Consider the following 22,531-nt stretch of genomic DNA (forward strand, 5'->3'; position numbering starts at 1 on the left):
CTCGCACATCTGTCGGTAAAAGCGGCTCTATTCGCTCCCACTGCGCATCGGAAAACCAAAAGAAATCAGACATGAAATCGCCTCCTTGCTCAGGCGATTGAATCACGTCGAAATGTGCAAGGAAACCAATTATTGGGTCCGGACCCTAGGCTCAGGACCTATTAATCTGATTTGAGATGTGATTCACAGTCTCCATTGAGGAGGCCGTGATAAGTGATTTGTTTTTGCTGAGCGAGCGTCAGATGGCTCGGATCTCGCCGTTCTTTCCCTTGGCGCATGGTGTGCCGCGGGTCGATGACCGGCGGGTGGTGAGCGGGATCGTCTATGTGATCCGCAACGGGCTGCAGTTGAAGGATGCGCCGAAGGACTACGGCCCGCACAAGACGCTCTACAATCGCTTCATCCGTTGGAGCCGCCTCCTCTGCGCGATCGGCGGCGCCGAGCTTTCGGCGGGCAGTCTGCAGATCTTTGCGCAGAACATGACCGCCGGTCGCGGCTTCATGGCTTTTGCCGCCGTCGTCTTCGGTGCTGCTCATCCCATCGGCTCGGCCTTGGCAGCCCTGTTCTTCAGCGTCGTCGGCGCGCTCGGGATTCGCGCCCAGATCGTCTTCGGCGACGCTGTCCCCCATGACCTGCTTCTGGCGCTTCCCTATCTGGCAACCATCGTCGGCGTCTGGGTCAGCGGACGGTTGCGCGGCGGCGCGAAGACCGCAAACGGCTTTGCCGAACTTCGAGATTATTGAGGACGTACCGATGCTACCCTTTGCCCAACGCCATGCCATCACGGACGTTTGCCTGCTGGTGCGCGACGTCGAGACTTCCGTTGGTTTTTATCGGGACAAGTCCGGTTTCGCTCTCAAGCACCGCGCCGAGGGCTTTGCCGATTTCACCGGCGCGGGCGTGACCCTGGCACTCTGGGAGAGTGCCCATATCGGACGCCATGCAGGCGTCGCCGTTACACAGGATCGTCCGGCAAGCGTCCTGATCGCCATCAAGCTCGACCGCTGCGACGATGTCGAGGCAACATATCAGGAGTTGATCGCTAAAGGCGTCACCTTCACGGGACCTCCTGCCGACTATCCCTGGAACGCCCGTGGCGCATATTTTACCGGCCCCGATGGAGAGATTTGGGCGCTCTATGCATGGCTGGAAGGCGGAGCACCCGGTCGGGTTCCGGAAGCGATCTCGACCATCTAGCGTCGGCTGCCCGTCGTCATCGCCGCCGAACAACGCAAGCCTCTCCCGAGCATCCGGAGACCATGTCCATGACGGAAACACTGTTTCGAAACGCCCTGATTTTGACCATGGCCCCCGGCAGCAATGGCGCGACGCTAAGCGGTGATGTCCTCGTCAGGGATGGCAGGATCATTTCGGTCGGAACCACCGTGATACCGACCCCGGATATGGTGATCATCGAGGCTGCCGGAAAGTTGATCATGCCGGGTCTGATCAACGCCCATACCCATTCCAGCGAAACATTCTTTCGCGGCCGCTACGAACGCATGCCGCTTGAGGTCTGGCTGCTCTATGCCTATCCGCTGCTTGTCGGCACACAGATATCGCCGCGCCTGCTCTATCTGAGAACTCTCCTCCTTGCGATGGAATCCCTGAGGAGTGGCGTGACGACCCTGAGCGACGACTTTTTTGATGTGCCGGGCCATGATGTCGAGCGGCTGGCCACCGTGTTCTCCGCCTACGAAGCCAGCGGCATCAGAGCAAACATCTCCAGCGCGGTGATGAACATACCAACGCTGGACGCTCTGCCTTTCGCCCGCGAGATCGTGCCGCTCGAACTGCAACGGCTTCTCGACGGCAACCCGCAGATTCGAACCGACGAGTACATTGCCTTTTGCAAAGAGATATTCTCCACATTGCATGGCCGCGCCGGGCGCTTGCAGTTCATGATCGCGCCCTCTGCGCCGCAGCGTTGCACGCCGGATCTCATCCAGGCCTGCCATGCGCTGGCGCGAGACAAATCCGTGCCGTTCCACACGCACGTCGTGGAAACCAAGACCCAGGCCGTGACCGGTCAGCTGCTCTATGGAAAGAGCCTGATCCGTCACTTGCACGATCTCGGCGCCCTGGATCGCCATACGACGATCGCCCATTCCGTCTGGGTCAACGACGCGGACATCGAGCTGATGGGCGCTGCCCGGTGCTCGGTCGCGCATAATGCCGTCTCCAACCAGAAGCTCGGAGCCGGGATCGCGCCGATCCGAAGGCTGCTCGAGGCCGGCGTGACCGTCGGCTTGGGAACCGATGGTGTCTGTTCCAACGATACGGCTCGGATTCTCGACGTCATGCGCACGGCAGCCCTTATCCATGGCGTTAGCGGGCCCGATCCTGAGGAGTGGCTGACGGCGAACGAAATCCTGCATGCCGCGACGCTCGGTGGCGCTCGCACAGCCCTTCTCGATCATGTCACCGGTTCGCTGGAGCCGGGCAAGGCAGCCGATATCATCATGCTGGATCTCGACACCTACGCGTTTCAACCGTTCAACGATGCCGAGCGCCAGATCGTCTTCAGTGAAAATGGCTCCTCAATCAAATTGGTGATGGTTGCCGGCGAAGTCGTCGTTCGCGACCGCAAGCTGGTGACGATCGACGAGGCAGCCATTTTTCAGGAAATTCGCGAAACCGTCCCGGAACTTCTGGCCGAGCATGGAGAGGTCGAGAGAAGGAATCGGATTTTTGAGCCATGGTTTGCCGAAATCCACAGACGCGCGTCACTCGTCGATGTCGGCATGAACCGCTATGCGGGCGATATGCCTTTCTGGCGGCGCAACTGAGAAACGAGCAATCTCATCACCAGCTGATCGAAAGGATATCAGATGTCTGTGGCATCACGGCCATTCCTGCCTCAGGAAGTCATTCGCAGGAAACGCGATGGTGAAACCCTCGATCAGCGGGACCTGAAACAATTTGTCGATGGCACGGTCAGCGGCGCGGTGAGTCAGGCGCAGATCGGTGCCTTCACGATGGCGGTCTATCTCAATGGCATGTCCAGACAGGAACGGATCGACTACACACTTGCCATGCGCGATAGCGGTCGGGTGATCGATTGGGCAACGGTCGGCCTTGAGGGGCCCACGATCATCGACAAGCATTCCAGCGGCGGTGTCGGCGACGAAAAGGTCAGTCTGATCGTAGCACCTCTGGTCGCCGCCTGCGGGATCCGCATGCCGATGATTTCCGCGCGAGGTCTTGGACATACCGGCGGTGAAATCGATCTGCTGGAAGCCATTCCGGGATATGACACCGTACCGACCACCGCGGCTTTCATGAATATTGTCAAGGATATAGGCTGCGCCATCATCGCGCCGACACCGGATCTTGCTCCGGCCGATAAGCCGATCTTCTATGCTCGTGACGTCTGCGCGACGGTGTAGAGCATACCGCTCATCACGGGCTCGATCATGTCGAAGAAACTGGCGGCCGGTATCAACGGCCTGGTGATGACCGTTCCGTTCGGGTCGGGTGCCTTCATGAAGACGGAAGCCCGCGCCGTAGAATTGGCCGAGGGCCTCCTGGATGTCGCACGCGGCGCAGGGGTGCCGATGACCGCCCTCATCAGCGATCTCACCCAGGTCCTGGGAGATAGCGTCGGCAGCGGTTTGCAGATACGTGAAGTGGTACGCTTCCTAACGGGCGAATACCGGGAGCCCAGGTTGCTGGAAGCCGTTCTTGCGCTCGTTTCCGAGACGCTCGTCATGGGAGGCCTTGCCGGTAACTTGGAGACCGCTCGCGGAATCGCGTGGCAGCACCTCGAAGACGGATCGGCCAAAGACCGCTTTGCGCGCATGGTCTTGGCTTTCGGGGGCCCGGCCGATCTCGTCGATCTTCCCGAGAGGTACATAAGGGATGCCCCTGTCATCCGTCCGGTCTATCTGGAAAAGACAGGATTTGTTAGCCAAATGGATTGCTATGCGATCGGCATCGCGCTGCTTGGCATCGGTGTCGGTCGCACGCGCCCTCAGGATGATATCGATCACACGGTGGGAGCGTCTTCCTTCGCATCGGTCGGCTCCACGATGGATGCCACTCATCCTTTTTGCATCCTACACGCGCCATCCGAAGACGCATGGGAGCGGTGCTCCGAGGCACTCACTGCCGCGGTCGAGTGCAGTGTTACGCCAGCGGAGCCTCTGCCCGTCATTCGATCGCGGCTCAGCACCGACTGATTTAGATCGCTTGCCCACTTGCTCTTGAACCAATACGAAACGGCGATCCAGATCGACACTATGGTTCATGAGAATGTTGAAAGGAGCCTTCTCCCTTAAGCTGTTCGACCCCACAGATCATCTACTGGGAGGATGCGATGCGAGGTGCTGAATGCAGGGGACAGCTTTAACGCCTCTTCTAAGCCTAAAAATTCCTTATCCGCACTGTAAATAGACCGGAATGGTGACGGGTACGGGACGCTTCAGTACCGCGTCCATTATCGCGAGAGATCCATCAAGAACATTGCCAGGAGTTCGAAGCCCTGTTCGGCAGGAAGCTACGCGTTGATGCGCATCAAGCCAGCGGAAAATGGCAGGCGACGGAGCGTTCATTCGATATGGCTGTCAGCGGTGGGCGAACCTCTCGACAGACGGCCTGCGCGTGTGGGCACCGGGTTGAAAACTTGCAGCCTGCAGGCGGGTCAAGCGGGCTCGGGATTTCACCGGTGAGCAGGATCCGCCCTCGCCGGCTCCGGTTATGCGGCTGTGGAATCGCAGATAACAAGGCTTGCGTGTAGGGGTGGCTAGGGCGTGCATAGAGTGCATCGGTCTCGCCCGTTTCGACGATGGAGCCAAGATACATAACGGCCACGCGGGTAGACACCTGGCGCACAACGGCCAGATCGTGAGCGATGAAGACGTAGGTCAGGTCCAGCTTTTCCCTCAGCTCGCTGAACAGATTGACGATCTGCGCCTGCACCGAGACATCGAGCGCCGATACCGGCTCGTCGGCCACGATCAGCGTCGGCTCCACCGCAAGTGCCCGGGCGATACCGATGCGCTGGCGTTGGCCACCCGAGAACTCATGCGGGTAGCGATCGAGATATTCCTGGCGCAGGCCCACGAGGTCCATGAGTTCGCCGAGCCGCTCCTCGATGCCGGCGCCCTCGCGGATGCGGTGAACCTTCAGTACTTCGGCAAGCACATCGCGCACCCGTCGGCGCGGATTGAGCGAGGCCGAGGGGTCCTGGAAGATCATCTGGACCTTGCGGCGTACCGGCTTCAGCGCCCGCGTATCCGCCTTGGTGATATCAGAACCCTCGAAGCTGAGCGTGCCTCCGTCGATGTCGTAGAGCCGGGTGAGACAGCGGCCGAGCGTCGATTTGCCGCTGCCGGATTCGCCAACGAGGCCGAGCGTCTCCGCCGGAAAGACATCAAGGCTGATGCCGTCCACGGCGTGAAGCGTGCGCCCGGAACCAGGTCTGAACGTCCGCCCGACGGTGAAGGTCTTGACAAGCGACCGTGCCGACATCAGCGGTACCCGAGGCGAAAGGCACGTTTCGCCAGTGCCGTGTATCGAGGTGTCGGGCGCGGACAGACCTGTTGTCCGGGACGCAACGTTCGAAGGGATGGACGGCGTCATGCGAATTCCTCAGGCGACAGGACGGTGCGCCGGAGCGCGCTTCGCTCCGGCTCTTCCAGAATGCAAAGGGCAGCCTGTGTGCCGATCATGCGCAACGGCGGCCGCTCCAGGCAGGCGGGTCTGGCAAAGGCGCAACGGGGTGCAAACCCGCACCCTTCACCAATCCTGTCGGGCGTCGGCGGCATGCCGGGAATGGATTTCAGCCGGGCGAGACGCGGGCCGGTCAAAGGCGGAATCGAGCCCATCAGGCCCCAGCTGTAAGGGTGGAGCGGGCTTTTGAACATCGCCTCCGTCTCTCCGCGCTCGACGATGCGCCCGGCATACATGACGGCGACGCGGTCGGCGACTTCGGAGACAACGCCCATGTCGTGGGTGATGAGGATGATGGCCGAGCCAAAATCCTTGCGCAGGCGCAGCAGGAGATCGAGCACCTGCGCCTGCACCGTGACGTCGAGCGCCGTGGTCGGCTCGTCGGCCACTAGGAGCGCCGGATTGCAGGAGAGCGCCATGGCGATCACGGCACGCTGCCGCATGCCGCCCGAAAGCTGGTGGGGATAACGGTCGACGGCTTCCTGCGGATTGGAGAGACCAACCTCGCCCAAGAGCTCGACCGCCCGCTTCTTCGCAGCCCGGGCGGAGATCGCCTCGTGGGCGCGGATCTGTTCGGCAATCTGCCAGCCGATCGTATAGACGGGGTTAAGCGCCGTCATCGGGTCCTGCGAGATCAGGCCGATCTCCCTGCCGCGGATGCGGCGCAGTTCGCTCGGGTTGAGATCGAGAATGCCGCGCCCGCGGAAGGCGACCATGCCGTCAACGCGGGTCGTCTTGCGGTCGTGGAGGCCGAGCAGCGAGAGCAGGGTCACGGACTTGCCGGAGCCGGATTCGCCGACGATCGAGAGGATCTCCCCCTCACGCACCGAAAAGGAGACGTCGCGGACGGCCTTCACCATGCCGCGGTCGGTGGCAAAGGAAACGGTCAGGCCGTTGACGTCGAGAAGGATGGGTTTTTCCGCTGCGGTCATGGCTTCAGCTCTCCCGGACGCGCGGATCGATGAGGACATAGACGACATCGACCAGCGCATTGGCGACCACCACGAAGAACGAGGCATACATGACCGTGCCGAGCACCATGGGCAGGTCGAGATTAAGAAGCGCCTGGTAGGTCAGCCGTCCCACGCCGTTCAGCCCGAACACGACCTCCGTCAGCAGCGCCGAGCCGCCGACGAGCACGCCGAAATCGAGACCGAACATGGTGACGAAAGGGATGAGCGAGGTGCGCAGCGCATGGCGGACCATGACCCGCGTGGGGCTCAAGCCCTTGGCGCGCGCGGTGCGGATGAAGTCCTCCTGGTAGGCCTCCACCAGATTGGCACGCAGCACACGGCCGTAGATGCCGATATAGAGCGCCGCGAGCGTGAACCACGGAATGATGAGCGTCTTGAACCAGCCCCAGGGGTCGGTCAGCAGAGGCTTGTAGCCGAGCGAGGGAACCCAGGAGAAGAAAACCGTGTCATGGAAGCGGCTCTGGGTCATGAGGTTCATGACCTCGCCCAGCCAGTAGACCGGCATGGAAACACCGATCAGCGCCAGCACCATCAGCCCGCGGTCGAGCAGCGTATCGCGCGACAAGGCCGCGACGACGCCGACGAAGATGCCGCCGATGACCCAAAGCACGGCGGCACCGGCCACCAGCGACAGGGTGACGGGCGCCGCCTGCGCGACGGCCGGCACGACGCGCATGCCCCGGTTGACGAAGGACGTCAGGTCCTGCGTGACGAACAGGCGGTTCATCATGATGACGTACTGGACAGGCAGCGGCCGGTCGAAGCCGAAGTCCTTGCGGATGGCTTCAACCGTTTCGGGAGACGCATTGCGACCGGCGAGACGCGCAGCCGGATCGGACCCCGGCGTGGCGAAGAAGATGAGGAAGACGAGCGCGGAGATGCCGATCATAACGAAGAGCATCTGGCCGAGGCGCTGGAGAACGGCAAAGATCATCGGCGTTCCCTCAGACCAGTTTCGTGCGCGGATCGAGCGCATCGCGGATGCTGTCACCCAGCACGTTCAGAGACAGGACGGTGAGTGCGATGGCGATGCCGGGCGCCAGCGCCACGGCAGGACGGGTGTAGAGCAGCGTCTGTCCATCCTGGATGATCGTACCCCAGCTAGCATCCGGCGCCTGTACCCCGATCGACAGGAAGGAAAGCGAGGATTCCGTGATGATGTTCAGCGCCATCATCAACGGCACGAAGACGATCAGCATGGTGGACACGTTGGGCAGGATATCGTTGACGAGGATGCGCCAGGCGGGGATGCCGAGGCCCTTGGCCGCCAGCACGAACTCGCTCTTCTTCAGCGCCATGACGCGGCCGCGCACGGGGCGCGCGACATAGGGGACGTAGATGATGCCGATGATGACGATGGGCAGCAGGAGGCTGTCCCCGGTGATCTCGATCGGCCCGATGACGATGCCGTGCGACAGAAGAACGATGGAGAGCGATATGGCGAGGAGATAGACCGGAAAGGCCCAGAGGATATCGAGGATGCGCGAGAGGATCTGGTCGGTGATGCCGCCGAAGAAGCCGGCGGTAATGCCGATGACGGCCGCCAGCACGAGACAGATGACCGTCGCGGATGTCGCGATCAGCAGCGAATTCCGCCCGCCATAGAGAAGCCGCGCGGCTACGTCGCGTCCCTGCGTGTCCGCGCCGAGGAAGTATTGTGCGCCGTAGGTCGGGCCGATCGGGGTGACGCCAAGGCCGAGACCTTCCGTGGAGGCCTGCATGACCTTGACCCGCTTGCCGTCGACCGTGATGCGCGCTGAAAGGTTCGATCGGAACGGGTCGCTCGCGGCGACATAGCCCGCATAGAGCGGCGCCGACAGGCTGGAGACCACGATGAGGACGAGCACGATGGCGGCAAGGACCGTCGGCTTGTCGCGCCGCATCAGCAGCCAGGCCCGGCGCCACGGGCTTGCTCCCACCCGCTTGCCCGCAGTTTCGTCCGGCATATCGGGAATGAAGGCGTCGGGGGAGGCGATGTCGGACGGGATGCTCATGGCACCTCCTGCAGGCGTCTGGCGATCGGGGACCGCTGAAGTCTTGACGGGACCGTCCAGCGGCGTGGAGCCTTTAGGGCCGCACGCCGCTGGGCTTTTCTACTTCACCCAGGACTGGGCGATGTTCCAGCGGTTCTGCTTGTTGAACACGTAGTTCCCGAGGCGGGCGGAGGTGAAGTTCACGCTCTTCGGCGTGAAGAGCGGGGCCAGCGGCGCCTGCTCCATGAAGCCCTTGTCGACGTCTGCCCAGAGGACGTTGGCGGCGTCCTGGTCGGTCAGCGCCGTGGTCATCGCCTGCTTCATCTTCGCGTCCAGTTCCGTGTTGCAGTAACCGGCAATGTTGACGGATGCGTCCGAGCCCTTGTTGAACGAGCTGCAGGACAGGAGCACATTCAGGAAGTTGGAGGCAGCGGGATAATCCTGGTACCACTGGCTGACGCTGATCTGGACATTATTGTTGGTGTTCTGGATATAGGTGAACTGGATGTTTGGCGAGATCGCCTTCATCGACGCGTCGTAGCCGAGTTCGGTGAGGACGCTGGCGATATAGGTGCCGATGCCGCGGGCGACCGCGTTGTCCTCGGCAATGATCGTGACCTTCTGGCCCTTGGTGCCGCTCTCGTCCACCAGCGCCTGCGCCTTCTCCATGTCCGGCTCGGACCAGCTTTCGCCGGGCGCCTTGGTATAGAGGCAGCTATCAACGTGGCCGGGGAAGTCCGGCGGCAGGATCTGGCAGACCGGCTGGGCGAGCACGTCGCCGCCGAAGAGGCCGACGAGCGCATCGCGATCCAGCGCATAGTTGACCGCCTGGCGCACCTTCACATTGTCGAAGGGGGCAAGGTTGGTGTTCATCGGCGCATACCAGAAGGCGGCCAGCGGATCGATATGCACCTGGCTTGCATATTTTGCGCCGATCTCCGGCAGGCGGTCGGAGGGCGGCGTGTCGAACATCCAGTCGATCTGCCCGTTGATGATGGCGTTGATCGCCGCTTCCTCGGTCAGGCCGAACTTGTAGACCACCTCGTCGGCATAGCCGTCCGGCTGCGCATCGACGCTCCATTCCTTGAAGGAAGGGTTGCGCTTCAGCACCATTTCGGCGTTCGGGTCGTAGCTGGCGATCATGTAGGCGCCGGTGCCGGGGATGGGCGTGGTGCCGGCGTCGGCCAGCGGTGCGTCGGCCGGCAGGATCGAGGCGTGGGGCACAGCGAGCTTCGAGAAGATCTCGGCGTCCGGTGCAACGAGGTTGATCGTCACCGTTCCAGCCGTGTCGTCACCCGTCACACCGCCTTCCAGCGTGCAGCTTTCCGGCGTCGCGATGCAGGCATCGGCCCCGACGATGCCGTTGTAGAAGCTGCCCGTCGTCGGCCCCTTGATCTTGAAGATGCGCTGGAACGAGGCGACGACGTCGGCGGGGGTGACGTCCTTGCCGTTCGAGAACTTGATGCCTTTGCGGATCTTGAAAACATAGGTCTTGCCGTCATTGGTGGGCTCCGGCAGGGCCTCCGCGATCGATGGCACGATGTCGAAGCCATCGGTGCCGGCCGCCTGCTTGAACTTCACGAGACCGTCATAGGTCATCTGGAATATCTGCCAGAACTGGGCCGTGTAGTTGATCATCGGATCCACGGTGCCGGCGGCGGAGACGGCGGCGAGCGTGATGGTGCCGCCGCGATGCTCGCTCATAAGGGCTGCGCGATCCTGCGCCTGCGCGGCACCGCCGAGCGCCGTCTGGGCGAGAAGGCAGGTCGCGAGCATGGTGCCCGCGTGTCGTGTCAGCTGTTTCAGGCGAATGGTCATGATCGTCGTTCCCTTGTTGTTATGGTTTTGGCGTTGTCATGCGTCTTTATGCTCGTGGCTGGATCGTCAGGGTGCCGTTTCCGCGAGGAAGGCGCCCACCACGGCCATGCAGTCTTCCCGTTCCTCCACATGCGGCATGTGGCTCGACTGCTCGAAGATGGTCCAGCGGACGTCCGGGATCTCATCGGCATAGGGCTGGACGCAGGCTTCCGTCGCCTCGTCGAAGCGGCCAGAAATAAGAAGCGTCGGCACGGAAATGGTCGCGAGACGGCCGACAATCGACCAGTCCTTCATGGTGCCGATGACGTGGAACTCGTTGGGGCCGTTCATGGTGTGGTAGACGGTCGGGTCCGCAGCGATCGCATCGAATGTGCGCTGGACCTCCGGCGGCATGGGCACGACGCGGCAGACATGACGCTGGTTGAAGACATCGGTCGCTGCGGTATAATCCGCGCTGTCCGTCGTTTCCGCACGCTCGTGCTTGAGAAGGGTTTCCTGCACGTCCTCCGGCAGCTCCCGGCGCAGGCGGTTGGCCTCCGAGATCCAGGTGTGCATGGAGGCCGGCGAATTGGCGACGATCAGGGCCTTGAGGCCTTCCGGCCGGTCGACGGCAAATTCCGCACCCAGCATGCCGCCCCAGGACTGCCCGAGCAGGCAATAGGCCTGGCGGATGCCGAGATGGTCGATGAGGTTGTGGAGTTCCGCCTTGAAGAAGGGGACGGTCCAGAAGTCCCCACCCTTGTCCGGGAGATGCGTCGATTGCCCGTTGCCCACCTGATCGTAGTGAATGACGGCGCGGCCGGTGGCGGCGATGTCCTTGAAGCTGTCGACATAGTCATGCGTGCAGCCGGGGCCGCCATGCGCGACGATCAAAGGCGGCTTGGGCGACGACAGATCGCCGGTGACCCGATACCAGGTCTGGTATTCGCCATAGGGTGCAAAACCTTCGATGATCTCCATCGTATCCCTCTCTCTATCCATGTTCAGGCACCGCTGCGGGTGTGTTTGTCATTGCGGCAGATGGCCTCGGCCGCATCTTCGATGGTCATGCCCCAGTCCATGGCAACGGAGCGCAGGCGCTTCCATGCCGCGGCCTCGCCGCCGCCTTCGTTCTGGAGCAGATGCAAGATGGCCCGCACGACGATCGGGCGCTGGCGCAGTCGGTCTTCGAGCACGCGAATATTGTCTGCCTGTGCGCGAACCTGCTCGTAGGCGTGGGATGCGATGAGGAGCGCGCTGTAGGCACCGGTCGAGCCGATGGGTTTGAGCAGATGCGCGTTGGAGCCCTGGTCCAGTGCCCATTCGATCCGTCCCGGCGCTTCCGATCCGATCAAGGCAATCATCGGCATAGGCGCAAATCCCCGCGGCCATGGGAATTGACCGTCATGTCCCATGTCGGCATCGAAGAACACGACGTCGGCCACAGCCTGGGCTTCGTCGAGATGCGGCCAGCAGACCGTGACCCTGATCTGCAGGAGCTCAAGCTGGCGCCGCAGGGCATCCACCGAAGGATGATCGCGATGCAGGATGACGGCGCGCCATTGCGCGAGAGGGGGTCTGTTCCGGCGCGTCATTTGACCACCTTCAGCGTTACCGGATGGGGGGCGGCCACCCTCTTCATCAAGGAGCGGACGAGATAGGGATCGGCCGAGATGACCTCGTTGGCACTCTGGAGCAGGGTAAAACCACCGTCTTCGTCTGATAGACCCAGATGCGGCCGGAATGCCGCGTGATGGGTGCGGGGATCGATCCCGATCGGCCCTACGGGCGTGTCGAACAGCCTGGATGTCGCGATGCTTCGTACGGCCTCTGGTGCATCCGACCCGGCATCGGCAATTGACCGAGCAAGGATCGACATCGCCATATACGCCGACATGAAGGGTGTTGAGATCATCCGGCCAGCACCCTGACGCGCGGCCATACGCGCCTTGAAGGCTTTATTTTCAGGCGTTTCCAGCCGATCGAAATAGATCGAGGTCGTAACGTGGCCGCATCTCGCCTCGGGGCTTAGACCATCGAGATCGCTCTCCGACAGATTGCAGGCAACAATCGGTGGTGCATCAGGCTGGTTTTTGCGAAAGGCGCCGTAAGCCTCAATGAAGGCGGTTGCCGATTGGCCGACCAGATTGCTGAAAATGAAGTCCGGCTTCTTCTGCTGGATTTCCGTGACGAGATGATCGACCTCTGTGGAGCCGAGCGGTACGTACCGATCCGAAACGACCTGACCTCCGGAAGCCTCGGTGATTTCCCGGGCGATGCGACTGATCTCCCAGCCCCAGATGTAGTTCGAGCCGACGATAAATGGCTGGCGACCATAGCGCGGCAGAACATAGTCAAACAAAGGCAGCAGGTGCTGGTTCGGACATGGGCCGAGATAGACAACGCTGTCGCTCGCCTCATAGCCTTCATAGGGAAACGCGTACCACAGAAGCGCTCCGTTACGCTCCACGACCGGCAGCAGATCTTTGCGGCTCCACGACGTGAGCGTGCCGATGATGTGTCGACAACGGTAATCGCGGATTGCGCACTGCCCGAGACCGGCATATGCCTCTGCCCGACCGCCAGGATCGTCGATCTTGGCGGCAATCGTGAAGCCATAGGCGGGATCTGAATTGATCTCTGCGACCGCTGCCATTGCTCCGCTCACCGCTTCGCGACCGACAGCCGCATAAGGACCGGTGGTCGAATAAAGGATGGATACCGGCACGACATTCAGAGACATTCGCAGGAAGCTCCTTTCTTCATCCAAGCGTGCTACGGTTTACGTCCCAACATTCGCATCAAGACCGCTGAAAACAAAAAAAGCCCCGAACCGCGTCGAGCGGTGTTCGGGGCTTAATTGCCAGCGGCGTAAAACGCCATTTGTTGACGCAACGCTAAGGCAAGCATCGATTTTAGTCAAACATATTTTTTGCTCATTTTTTACTCAGCCCGCTGCCCTTCCTATCGCTTTATGGCATTTCGACCGGATAGTCGCGGCCGAAGCTTCGAAGTAGAGGCACGCCCCGCCTCAAGTCTCAACATGGACACTCAGCCACGAGAGATGCGTATGCAGGCCCGACGTGAGCGGCCAAAAGCCTATGGAGGGGAAGCCTGCGATCAGGAGCGGGACCTTCAGCATGGCGTCGAGCAGTTGGTCGTCGGAAAGATCCGGATTGTCGAGACCAAGTTCGGCATAGGGCGTACCCTTCTCGTGGATCGCCTCTCGCACGGTAAGGCCTGCTTCAGAGATCATCGTGGCAGGCGTCGTTTTCGACGGCGGATGCTTCACATAGTCGATGACCGTGGGTTCGATCCCGGCATTGCGGATCAGCTCCAGCGTGTTGCGCGACGTGCCGCAAGCGGGGTTGTGATAGATGAGGCATCCATGGCCTCAGACCTTTTTGATGGTAGCGGCATGGGTGCGGACGGCAGCCCCGCGCTCGTACCAGCCCTTGCTGCCGTTGACGATCCAAACCACCGACAGCATCACCGGCACCTCGACCAGCACACCGACAACGGTGGCAAGGGCCGCGCCGGAAGTGAACCCGAACAGGCTGATGGCGGCCGCCACGGCCAGCTCGAAGAAATTCGAGGCCCCGATCAGCGCCGAGGGTCCTGCCACACAATGCTCCTCGCCGCTCACGCGGTTCAGCAGATAGGCGAGACCTGAGTTGAAGTAGACTTGGATGAGGATCGGCACGGCCAGGAGTGCGATGACGGTCGGTTGCGCAATGATCTGCTCACCCTGGAAGCCGAACAACAGTACAAGGGTGGTAAGCAGCGCCACCAGCGAGACGGGTTGCAGGCGACCGGCCATGCGTTCGACATCGGTGTTGCGGCGCACGACCTGAGCCACGATCACCGGGAGCACGATGTAGAGCAGCACCGAGAGGATCAGTGTATCCCAAGGCACGGTGATAGCAGACAGGCCGAGCAGGAGGGCGACGATTGGGGCAAACGCCACCACCATGATCGCGTCGTTCAGCGCCACCTGACTCAGCGTGAAATGCGGCTCGCCCTTGGTGAGGTTCGACCAGACGAACACCATGGCCGTGCAGGGCGCCGCGGCGAGGATGATCAAGCCGGCGATATAGCTGTCGATCTGCGTTTCCGGCATGTACGGCCGGAACAGCCAGCCGATGAAGAACCAGCCAAGCAGCGCCATGGAGAATGGCTTGACCGCCCAATTGATGAACAAGGTGACGCCGATGCCACGCCAGTAGCGGCTGACTTGAGCCAAAGCAGCAAAATCGATCTTTAGTAGCATCGGGATGATCATCAGCCAGATCAGTACCGCCACCGGCAGGTTGACCTTGGCGACTTCAGCCGCACCGATGGCCTGGAATACGCCCGGCATCAGGTGCCCGAGGCCGATGCCAACGACGATGCAGAGGGCGACCCAAAGGGTCAGGTAACGCTCGAACGTTGACATCAGACGACCTGACCTTGCGGGAAGGTGCTGCCTTCCAGGTTGCCGATCTCGCGCAGGCGGGTTTCCAGCGCCACCTTGTCGACCGAGGTCAGCGGTAGGCCCAGAAACGCGGAAATACGGTTCTTGAAAAAGCGCGCGGCCTTGGAGAATGCCTGACCCTTCTCCATCTCGGTGCCTTCGACGGCGGCCGGATCCTCGACACCCCAGTGAGGGGTCATCGGATCACCGAGCAACACCGGCAGGCTCCGCCGGAAGCGTTGTTTCAGACCGTGAAGAAGAAATCCATGCCGGGCGCCGGGTGCGGCAAATTCATCCCAGGTCTTCGAGCGGAAATCCGTGGACTTGTAACCGAGGGCGCGCAATCTATCGAGGGCCGGCGGGTGTACCTGCCCTTCGGGCTGGCCCCCTCCCGAATAGGCCCTGAAGCGCCCCTTCCCTTCGCTGTTGAGGATAGACTCGGCGAGGATCGAGCGGACGGAATTGCCAGCGCACAGGAACAGCACGTTATAGACGCGGTCGGTGGTCATTGCAGGTTCTCCGGAGCGGACGGGGCGCTGCAGGGGGTGAGAGCAGTAATCAGGGGCGCGCACAGTTCGGCGCTGCCGCCGCAGCAGTCCTTGATCAGGTAGAGGGTCAGGTCGCGGAGCGTGTCAATCTCGGCGCGGTAGATGATCGAGCGGCTGTGGCGCTCGCCTTTAATCAGGCCGGCACGCGACAGGATCGCAAGGTGCGCAGATATGGTGTTCTGCGGCACGCAGAGCAAGCGGGCGAGTTCACCAGCAGGCACGCCCTCCGGTTCGTGACGGACGAGCAGCCGAAAGGTGTCTAGGCGGGTGGATTGGGCGAGGGCGGCAAGCACTTCAATAGCGTTATTTGATTCCATAAATCCAGATTACCGGATATATGGCTCATGTCAAACGTCTCCACTTCGCGCAAAAGCGTGTCGCGATCTTTTAGACTCGCCGAAGACGCTTTAGGTCCTTGTTTTTTCGCATGTCGTGGTCGCAGAACCGCTGCACACTTTTGCGCGACGTGTTTTATGTCCTGTCGAGGCTGTGGCGGTCAGCTGTCCGAATGGAGAACGCCGTCCTTTGCCATGAACCGGGCTAAAGACTCGTCCTCATGACACATCCTCCAGGTCAGGAGGCGGTCGAGACCTTCATTCAAGAGAGACCGGCACGCAGGGTCGGTGGCACGGTTGACCATCTCGCCGGGATCGTCGGACAGGTCGAAAAGAACGGGCGGCATTCCGGCGAAATGAACGTACTTCAAGGTTGTGGGTCGTACGACCTGCAGATTGCAGCGATCCGAGGGAAGCGAAAATGCAGTCTCGAAGCGCTTCGAAATGAAGTCGCGGAAGTCGTAGCTCCAATGCGCCTCGTCTCGCCAACGGGACGGAACCTCGCCGATGCAGAAAGCGAGAAAGCTGCGACCGTCCGCATTTCCGGGGACGGGAAGTCCCGCTGAGGCGACCAGCGCCGGTGTGACAGGCATCGCGGCAACTACCCTGTTTTCGCTGTATAATCTATCAGGTCCGTTCCGAATAGGAATGGAAATGGTTGCAAGCGCAATCGTCAAGACCCGCATGGATGGCGACGTTCCACACCATGCTTCCATGGTTGTTGAAACTGTCAGTCACCTGGACGTGGTCGCGATTTCCATCGGCGGCCAAACTGCGACCTCTCCATCCCCCAGGTCTCGGTGATGACCGGAGATGTCCTTTAAAACAATGCTCACATTTGCTAACTATGTTCACGATACGATGGTAACGGTTAGGCGTCAGCATGAGTGCGGCTACGGAAAATCTGGCGTATCTCAAGCAGCTTATTAGTGCCGATCAACTCAATGCTGTCCGGCGCAGCGTGCTGATTTCTATACCTATCAATATCGCCCTCGCCACGATCATCATGGTCGTGACAATATTCTACGGCCACGTCTTTCCCGGTGTTATCTGGTTTCTCGGAACCTTAATTATCAATGGTTTGCGGATTGCACTTTGCCTTTCCCCCCTACCCGGCGCACCCGCTACGGGCTTGTTGGCATGGCTCAGTAGACTTTCCGTGAAGCGCCACCTTCAGATCGCTGCGGTTCTGGCATTCATTTCCGGGCTGATTTGGGCAATGATGCCACTTCTATGCGAATGGTATACATCACCACAATCCACTTTCTACCTCGTCGTCATATGCGGAATCACAGCGGGCGCAGTCACCCATGGCAACGCCTATGCGACCATTCCCACGGCTTTCATTCTGACGCCACTACTGGTTATGGCGGGGTGCCTGGTCTATGCTGGCGGGATCGATCGTATTGGTCTGGCCCTCGCAACATTCCTGTACCTCGGTGCCTTGATCCGCTCCGCCCGTGAAAGCCATGCCCTCTTCTATGAAGGCAGCCGACGGAAAAACGAAGCGACGGCTTTGGCAGGATCGCTTACTCAGGCCAACGTGCGCACTGCAGAGCTTGCCGAAGAAATGCACCGTCGCGCCGTCCACGATACGTTGACGGGGCTCCTCAATCGCGCAGGTTTTGCTAGCGAAGTGGAGGCACTTAATTTAGGTCCGCATAAATCGATGTGCCTGATGATCCTTGATCTCGACGGTTTCAAATCCGTCAACGATGTGTTCGGCCACCTTGCCGGCGATGAAGTGCTGATAGAGGTCGCATGGCGGCTACGAGATACACTGCCCAACAGCTTCACCATCGCCAGGCTGGGAGGTGATGAGTTCGCCGTCGTGTTCGATCCGGAGGCTGACAGGGCCAGACCCGACCAAATCGCCGATCAGTTGATAGCGGCCATTGGACAGCCCTTTAAGGGCTTCGACGCCGGTCGTGTCGGCGTCAGTATCGGTATTCACCAAACTCGGGATCGCAGCGGCTTTTCCGAGATGATGATCTGTGCCGATAGTGCTCTCTACGCCGCCAAAAGCGCTGGCCGCAACCGACATTACATATTCGATGAACAGCTTGATAACCGTTTGAAAATGAAGCGCGACATTGAGCGAGACCTGCCCAGGGCTTTGGCAACTGAGCAATTGTACATGGTGTTCCAGCCCATTATGGGCCAGGGCGGTCACCGCCTCACCAATTTCGAGGCGTTGCTGCGCTGGGATCACGCCAAACACGGACCCGTCCCACCAGGAGATATCGTTGAAATCGCCGCGGTTCTCGGCTTGTCGGAAGTTCTCATCCAATTTATCCTGAGGCAGTCAGGTGTTCTGATCGAGAAACTCAGGGGGCTTGGGCAAAACGAACTTTGGGTGGCCATCAATGTGTCCCCGCGCGAAATGTCACGCCTGCCGATCGACGATTTTGTGTCTCAAGCCCTGAAACAATGGAACGTTCCAAGCTCCATGCTGGAAATCGAGATCACGGAGGAGACAGCCATGGACACACGTGCGGTCCAAGGTAAACTCGCCGTGTTGCGACAGGCTGGGGTTCGTCTTGCTATAGACGATTTCGGCGTAGGCTATTCCTCACTATCGTCCTTACGAAACCTACAGGTGGACCGCATCAAGATCGACAGGTCCTTTGTCACCGACCTGATGGCTTCTGCGGCCGATCGGGTGATGGTGCAAGCCATTATCAATCTTGGCCGCTCGCTTGAAATAGACGTCGTGGCAGAAGGTGTGGAAACTGAAGACGTAAAGGTCATGCTGCAATCATTAGGCTGCAGTACCATGCAGGGATACCACCTCGGACGGCCGGGCTCCCTTCAGCAGGCTATCGAGCATTGTCGGGTAAAATGAGAAACTGCCCGATAGCGAAGTGAAGACCTGCCGCTCGTGTCGAAACGAGGAGAGATGCCGCGTTTCAACGAACTCGGTGCGCGGGATCGTGGCAAAGTTTAACATTGCAAGTGTCACGATCGCCGAGATGCGGCGCGAACTAGGGCCTGGTATTTTTGGCCCATGCGGGCATCGCGATATGGGCGAAAAGCCGGCGCTTGCCCCGCTCACTATGACGCTACAGCAATTGCATGCCCGGTGGTGGGATGGATCATCACCTCCATCGGAAGCCCGTAGATGAACTGCAATTGTTTGGGCGTCATGATCCCTTCCGGCGCTCCACGCACAACAATCTTACCAGAATGCAGGGCGATAATTTCGTCGCAGAACCGGGCAGCCATATTGACGTCGTGCAAGACCAGCACGACGGAAAGTCCTCTGTCTTTCGAGAGCTTTTGCACAAGGGAAAGGACGTCGATCTGATGGGAGATGTCGAGCGCCGAGGTTGGCTCGTCAAGCAACAAACACTCCGCATCTTGCGCGACCAGCATCGCGAGCCAAACACGCTGACGCTCGCCGCCCGACAGCGTATCGACCAGCCTATCAGTCAACGAACCAATATCGGTCAGCGCTACTGCGTCGGCGACCTTGTCACGGTCAATCGCTCCGAAACGTCCAAGTGCACCATGCCAAGGGTATCGACCGAGGGCGACCAACTCCCTGACAAGCAGGCCCGATGTCGCCGGGATGTGCTGCGGCAGGTAGGCGATCTTGCGTGCCAATCGACGCGCGCCCCAATCGTGTAAGGGTTTTCCCTGAAACAGGACCCTGCCCGCGCTCGGTCTGACCTGATTGGCCAGGATCTTCAGCAAAGTCGATTTGCCGGAGCCATTATGGCCGATAAGCCCGATCGTTGTTCCTTTCGGCAAATCGAGCGAAAAGGTATCAAGAAGCGTCCTGTCGCCCATGCGCAGAGTAACGCCCGCCAGCTTGAAATTCATGTCACATCATCCTGTCCGGTCATCGTCGTTCGCTTCTTTGAATGAGCCACAAGAGCAGTGGCCCGCCAATGAATGCAGCCAACAAACCCGGTGACATCGGCCATGGCCATATGATATTGCGCCCCAGCCAGTCGGAAAACACCATCAGTAATGCTCCGAACAAAGCGCACCCAATGACGGAGTCAGCCATACGGCGAAATCCGGCTATTCGGACAAGATGCGGGATCATGAGGCCCACGAAACTCAATGGGCCTATGACGACCGTGGCGGCCGCCGTCCCGACAGACGCCGTTACAAGCGCCAGTGCGCGCGATGTCTTCAAGAGAACACCCAGACCGCCAGCCAATCGGTCACCGAGCGCGGACAATTCGAGCCAACGGTGACCCATGACGCCGGATACGAGCGCAAGGAATGCGACCACGCAGACCGCGATGGCCTCGTCGATGCCCACACCACCCGTCGATCCGGAAAACCAGCTCAACAGGGCGGCAGCTTTCGGCCCTCCACCCGCCAAAACCAGAACGAGCAGCGCGTTCGTCGTGCTGCCGAGACCGACGCCGATCAGCAACGTGCGCTCAGGATCGAATGCGTTGCGCCACGACAAGAGCACGACAACACCGAGCACGACGATTGCGCCAATGGACGCGACAGCGAATTTTGACCAGATGCCGGCGACCGGTAACAGGATGATGGCGAACGCCAGACCAAGGCCGGCCCCATGGCCGATACCGAGTAGGTCGGGACTGGCAAGCGGATTGCGCAGGCTACGCTGCAGGATAAACCCGGAGATCGCCAGACAGGCACCTGCACCGGCCGCTGCGACAATGCGTGGCAGACGCCAAGTGAGAGCCGACTCGACATCGGACGACATGACGATATGCCATCCGGTTTGCGACTGCCCGACAAAAAATGCGAGAATGAGCGTGACGAGAAGAAGGAACACCAATGCGCCCGTCAGCCTTGCCGTAGGCCTAGGTTTGACCAATGACGGCGTGACCGTCTCGCTATAGTGCAGCGACGGCTTGCGGTGACGCAGGGCAAGGACGACGAGGAGTGGCCCTGTCAGAAGTCCGGCTGCTGCACCGACGGGAATATCGCCAGCGTATTGTGACAGAATGCGGACAAGCTGGTCGGCAAGCAGCAAAAGAACGGCACCGGTCACAGCAGACGGCACAAGTCTGGCCCTGGTCTGCGGCCAAAGCACCCGTGCCAGAGCCGGCGCTGCAAGCCCGATAAAACCGATGATGCCGAAACTTGCGGTGACGAAGGCGGCAAGCATCGATGCACAGGCCAGCGCAAGGACCTTCATGGTTGCGGATGAGACGCCGAAGGCTTTCGCCGTTCCAACCCCGAGCGACAGGAGGGCTATGGGCCGCTGCATGAGAAAAATGGCCGCCGACACGATGGCAACCTGCGGAAAGAGCATCCTGGCACCGTGCCAGCCGCTTTGTTGCAACGATCCGGCCTGCCATCGCAGAAGATCGGTGAGAAAATCGTGGTTGAGCAAAACGAGGAGAGCGTACAAAGCTCCACAATACAAATTGACCACCACCCCTGCCAGAATGAGGGTGTGGGACGCCATGCCGCGCCCGAAGGCGACACCGAGAACCAGAACAAGTGCAAGTCCGGCGCCCGTCAGCGCAACGACCTCGGGGCCGGAACGCCACAATGCGGGTGCATACAGAAGGCTTGCCGCCAAGGCCAGACCGGCACCGGATGAGACCCCAAGGAGGCCAGGCTCGGCCAGTTGATTGCCAAGGATTTGCTGAAAAACGGCGCCACCCAGACCCAGTGCGAAACCGGCGACAAGAGCCACGACAATACGCGGCAGCAGCCCGTAAAACACCAGAGCTTCCGACGGTGCCGAGACCTTGGCCGATACGAGAAGTTGCCACCAGTGTGAGGGCGGCAGGGAATGAGCAAGCCCGTTCAGGGAGAGTGCCGTTGCAGCAATGGCGAGCAGAAGAAAGACGATGTTGCCCCTCAGCGTTAGGCTTTGGCGCGTGGTTATCGCAACGCTTCTCATCGGCCCGCTCCTTCAAGGGCCGCTGTGATGGCCTCGGCGAGGTGCAAAGCGGAGACACAGCCGCCGAATGGATAGAACTGCTCGATCCAACGCGTGCGGCCCTGCCTGACAGACGGGAGCGACTGCCAAAGGGCACTTGTTTCGAGTGCCTTGGTTGTCTGATGCCTGAGTGCGGGAATATCGATCAGGACGAAAATCGCCTCGCCTATATCGAACAGTGCGTCGAAACCGGCCTGAAAAATGCCCGCCGCATTGACCGGCCCCTCCCAGGCATTCTCAAGCCCCAGCCGTTGTAGCACGGCCCCCGGCAGGCTGCCTTTTCCATAGATCACCACGCCACGACCTGTCTGGTCAGGCAACAGGACACAGATGCGACGGGTGGACACTGGGAGCCGCGCACGCAGGGTCGAAATACGCTCCAGCCCTTGGGCAGCGACGACATCCATACGGGAGGGCTCCAGCCCCGCTGCCCCACCCGCATGCCGTAAAATGTCGATGGTCAGATCGTAACGATCGCCAGAGACGGCTTTTTCCGGCACGATCTCGACGCGAGCGATCTTCGCGATATCCGGTGTCATGATGAGACTGGAGCTGTTTATCAAGATGAGGTCGGGTGCAATGTCGGCCAGCAGTTCGCGGTTGATCTCCCAGAACGGGCCGACATCCCGCACATCGTCAGGCAGCGGCAACGGCATTCTCTGGCGGAAATATCCCGTATCCGAGACAGCCGCGGGTACAACACCCAGCGCAAGTAACGATTCCGCTGCAGACCAGTCTATCGCGACAATGCGGGCGGAGCCTGCGGACGCAAAGGCATTGCTGTGCATCCCAGCGATCGAGAAGAGCGAGAGAGCCAGAAAATGCCGACGTGAATGCAGGCGTTTTCCGGGCGGCGAACCACCCGGAAATATTGCGTCTGTCATAGCC

At 60.6% G+C, this 22,531-nt stretch carries 18 protein-coding genes and 3 pseudogenes; 5 read left to right on the plus strand and 16 right to left on the minus strand.

The features are described from left to right. Nucleotides 1-209: 209 nt before the first annotated feature. From G8E10_RS25955 to G8E10_RS25960, 4 genes and pseudogenes are all read left to right on the plus strand, one after another. Nucleotides 210-413: pseudogene (locus tag G8E10_RS25955) on the plus strand (transposase); the annotation flags it as partial. A 340-nt stretch (nt 414-753) separates the two neighbouring features. After that, complete coding sequence (locus tag G8E10_RS12965; protein ID WP_167129506.1) at nt 754-1,197, plus strand: VOC family protein; 444 nt, start codon at nt 754-756, stop codon at nt 1,195-1,197. Between the two features lie 68 nt (nt 1,198-1,265). After that, nucleotides 1,266-2,789: an amidohydrolase family protein gene (locus G8E10_RS12970; protein ID WP_167129508.1), complete on the plus strand. Its 1,524-nt coding sequence runs from the start codon at nt 1,266-1,268 to the stop codon at nt 2,787-2,789. 42 nt (nt 2,790-2,831) lie between these two features. Continuing rightward, nucleotides 2,832-4,181: pseudogene (locus G8E10_RS25960) on the plus strand (thymidine phosphorylase). 334 nt (nt 4,182-4,515) lie between these two features. Here G8E10_RS25960 and G8E10_RS12985 read toward each other — a convergent pair. The 13 genes and pseudogenes from G8E10_RS12985 to G8E10_RS13045 all read right to left on the minus strand — a co-directional run bounded on the left by G8E10_RS12985 (nt 4,516) and on the right by G8E10_RS13045 (nt 16,439). Next, a complete protein-coding gene (locus G8E10_RS12985) occupies nt 4,516-5,472 on the minus strand; it encodes an ABC transporter ATP-binding protein (protein WP_132664670.1) in 957 nt (318 codons plus the stop codon). Between the two features lie 107 nt (nt 5,473-5,579). Further along, on the minus strand, nt 5,580-6,605 hold the full coding sequence (locus tag G8E10_RS12990) for an ABC transporter ATP-binding protein (RefSeq protein WP_167129520.1): 1,026 nt from the start codon (nt 6,603-6,605) through the stop codon (nt 5,580-5,582). A gap of 4 nt (nt 6,606-6,609) precedes the next feature. After that, a complete protein-coding gene (locus tag G8E10_RS12995) occupies nt 6,610-7,581 on the minus strand; it encodes an ABC transporter permease (RefSeq protein WP_167129524.1) in 972 nt (323 codons plus the stop codon). Between the two features lie 10 nt (nt 7,582-7,591). After that, nucleotides 7,592-8,641 (minus strand): ABC transporter permease, encoded by a 1,050-nt coding sequence (locus G8E10_RS13000; RefSeq protein WP_245507172.1) that lies wholly within the window; start codon nt 8,639-8,641, stop codon nt 7,592-7,594. Nucleotides 8,642-8,740: 99 nt separating this feature from the next. Continuing rightward, on the minus strand, nt 8,741-10,438 hold the full coding sequence (locus tag G8E10_RS13005; protein ID WP_245423288.1) for an ABC transporter substrate-binding protein: 1,698 nt from the start codon (nt 10,436-10,438) through the stop codon (nt 8,741-8,743). Nucleotides 10,439-10,504: 66 nt separating this feature from the next. Beyond that, nucleotides 10,505-11,419, minus strand: a complete 915-nt coding sequence (locus G8E10_RS13010) for a proline iminopeptidase-family hydrolase (RefSeq protein WP_245423287.1) — start codon at nt 11,417-11,419, stop codon at nt 10,505-10,507. 2 nt (nt 11,420-11,421) lie between these two features. Beyond that, nucleotides 11,422-12,012 (minus strand): ANTAR domain-containing response regulator, encoded by a 591-nt coding sequence (locus tag G8E10_RS13015; protein ID WP_110802206.1) that lies wholly within the window; start codon nt 12,010-12,012, stop codon nt 11,422-11,424. After that, nucleotides 12,009-13,187 carry a transporter substrate-binding protein gene (locus G8E10_RS13020; RefSeq protein WP_167129526.1) on the minus strand — a complete coding sequence of 393 codons (1,179 nt, stop codon included), beginning with the start codon at nt 13,185-13,187 and terminating at the stop codon, nt 12,009-12,011. Before G8E10_RS13020 ends, G8E10_RS13015 begins: the two co-directional genes overlap by 4 nt. Nucleotides 13,188-13,535: 348 nt before the next feature. Next, nucleotides 13,536-13,796, minus strand: a pseudogene (locus G8E10_RS13025) (ArsC/Spx/MgsR family protein); the annotation flags it as partial. Nucleotides 13,797-13,811: 15 nt separating this feature from the next. Next, complete coding sequence (gene arsB, locus G8E10_RS13030) at nt 13,812-14,852, minus strand: ACR3 family arsenite efflux transporter (RefSeq protein WP_167129528.1); 1,041 nt, start codon at nt 14,850-14,852, stop codon at nt 13,812-13,814. Beyond that, nucleotides 14,852-15,379 (minus strand): arsenate reductase/protein-tyrosine-phosphatase family protein, encoded by a 528-nt coding sequence (locus tag G8E10_RS13035; protein WP_167129532.1) that lies wholly within the window; start codon nt 15,377-15,379, stop codon nt 14,852-14,854. The genes arsB and G8E10_RS13035 overlap by 1 nt, the downstream gene beginning before the upstream one ends. After that, a complete protein-coding gene (locus tag G8E10_RS13040) occupies nt 15,376-15,735 on the minus strand; it encodes an ArsR/SmtB family transcription factor (RefSeq protein WP_167129536.1) in 360 nt (119 codons plus the stop codon). Before G8E10_RS13040 ends, G8E10_RS13035 begins: the two co-directional genes overlap by 4 nt. A gap of 179 nt (nt 15,736-15,914) precedes the next feature. Then, a complete protein-coding gene (locus G8E10_RS13045; protein ID WP_167129539.1) occupies nt 15,915-16,439 on the minus strand; it encodes a sulfatase/phosphatase domain-containing protein in 525 nt (174 codons plus the stop codon). Between the two features lie 197 nt (nt 16,440-16,636). On the opposite strand from G8E10_RS13045, the gene G8E10_RS13050 reads away from it, so the two are divergent. Further along, nucleotides 16,637-18,598, plus strand: a complete 1,962-nt coding sequence (locus G8E10_RS13050) for a putative bifunctional diguanylate cyclase/phosphodiesterase (protein ID WP_167129542.1) — start codon at nt 16,637-16,639, stop codon at nt 18,596-18,598. A 209-nt stretch (nt 18,599-18,807) separates the two neighbouring features. Here G8E10_RS13050 and G8E10_RS13055 read toward each other — a convergent pair whose 3' ends face one another. From G8E10_RS13055 to G8E10_RS13065, 3 genes are read right to left on the minus strand one after another with little or no spacing between them, the layout of a single operon-like run. Further along, nucleotides 18,808-19,578, minus strand: coding sequence for an ATP-binding cassette domain-containing protein (locus G8E10_RS13055; RefSeq protein WP_167129544.1), 771 nt, complete (start codon nt 19,576-19,578; stop codon nt 18,808-18,810). Nucleotides 19,579-19,597: 19 nt separating this feature from the next. Then, nucleotides 19,598-21,604, minus strand: a complete 2,007-nt coding sequence (gene fhuB, locus G8E10_RS13060) for a Fe(3+)-hydroxamate ABC transporter permease FhuB (RefSeq protein WP_281517563.1) — start codon at nt 21,602-21,604, stop codon at nt 19,598-19,600. Continuing rightward, nucleotides 21,601-22,527 carry an ABC transporter substrate-binding protein gene (locus G8E10_RS13065; protein ID WP_245420185.1) on the minus strand — a complete coding sequence of 309 codons (927 nt, stop codon included), beginning with the start codon at nt 22,525-22,527 and terminating at the stop codon, nt 21,601-21,603. Before G8E10_RS13065 ends, fhuB begins: the two co-directional genes overlap by 4 nt. Nucleotides 22,528-22,531 lie beyond the last annotated feature (4 nt).

The sequence above is a fragment of the Ferranicluibacter rubi genome (assembly GCF_011603255.1).
In the GTDB taxonomy this organism is placed as follows: domain Bacteria; phylum Pseudomonadota; class Alphaproteobacteria; order Rhizobiales; family Rhizobiaceae; genus Ferranicluibacter; species Ferranicluibacter rubi.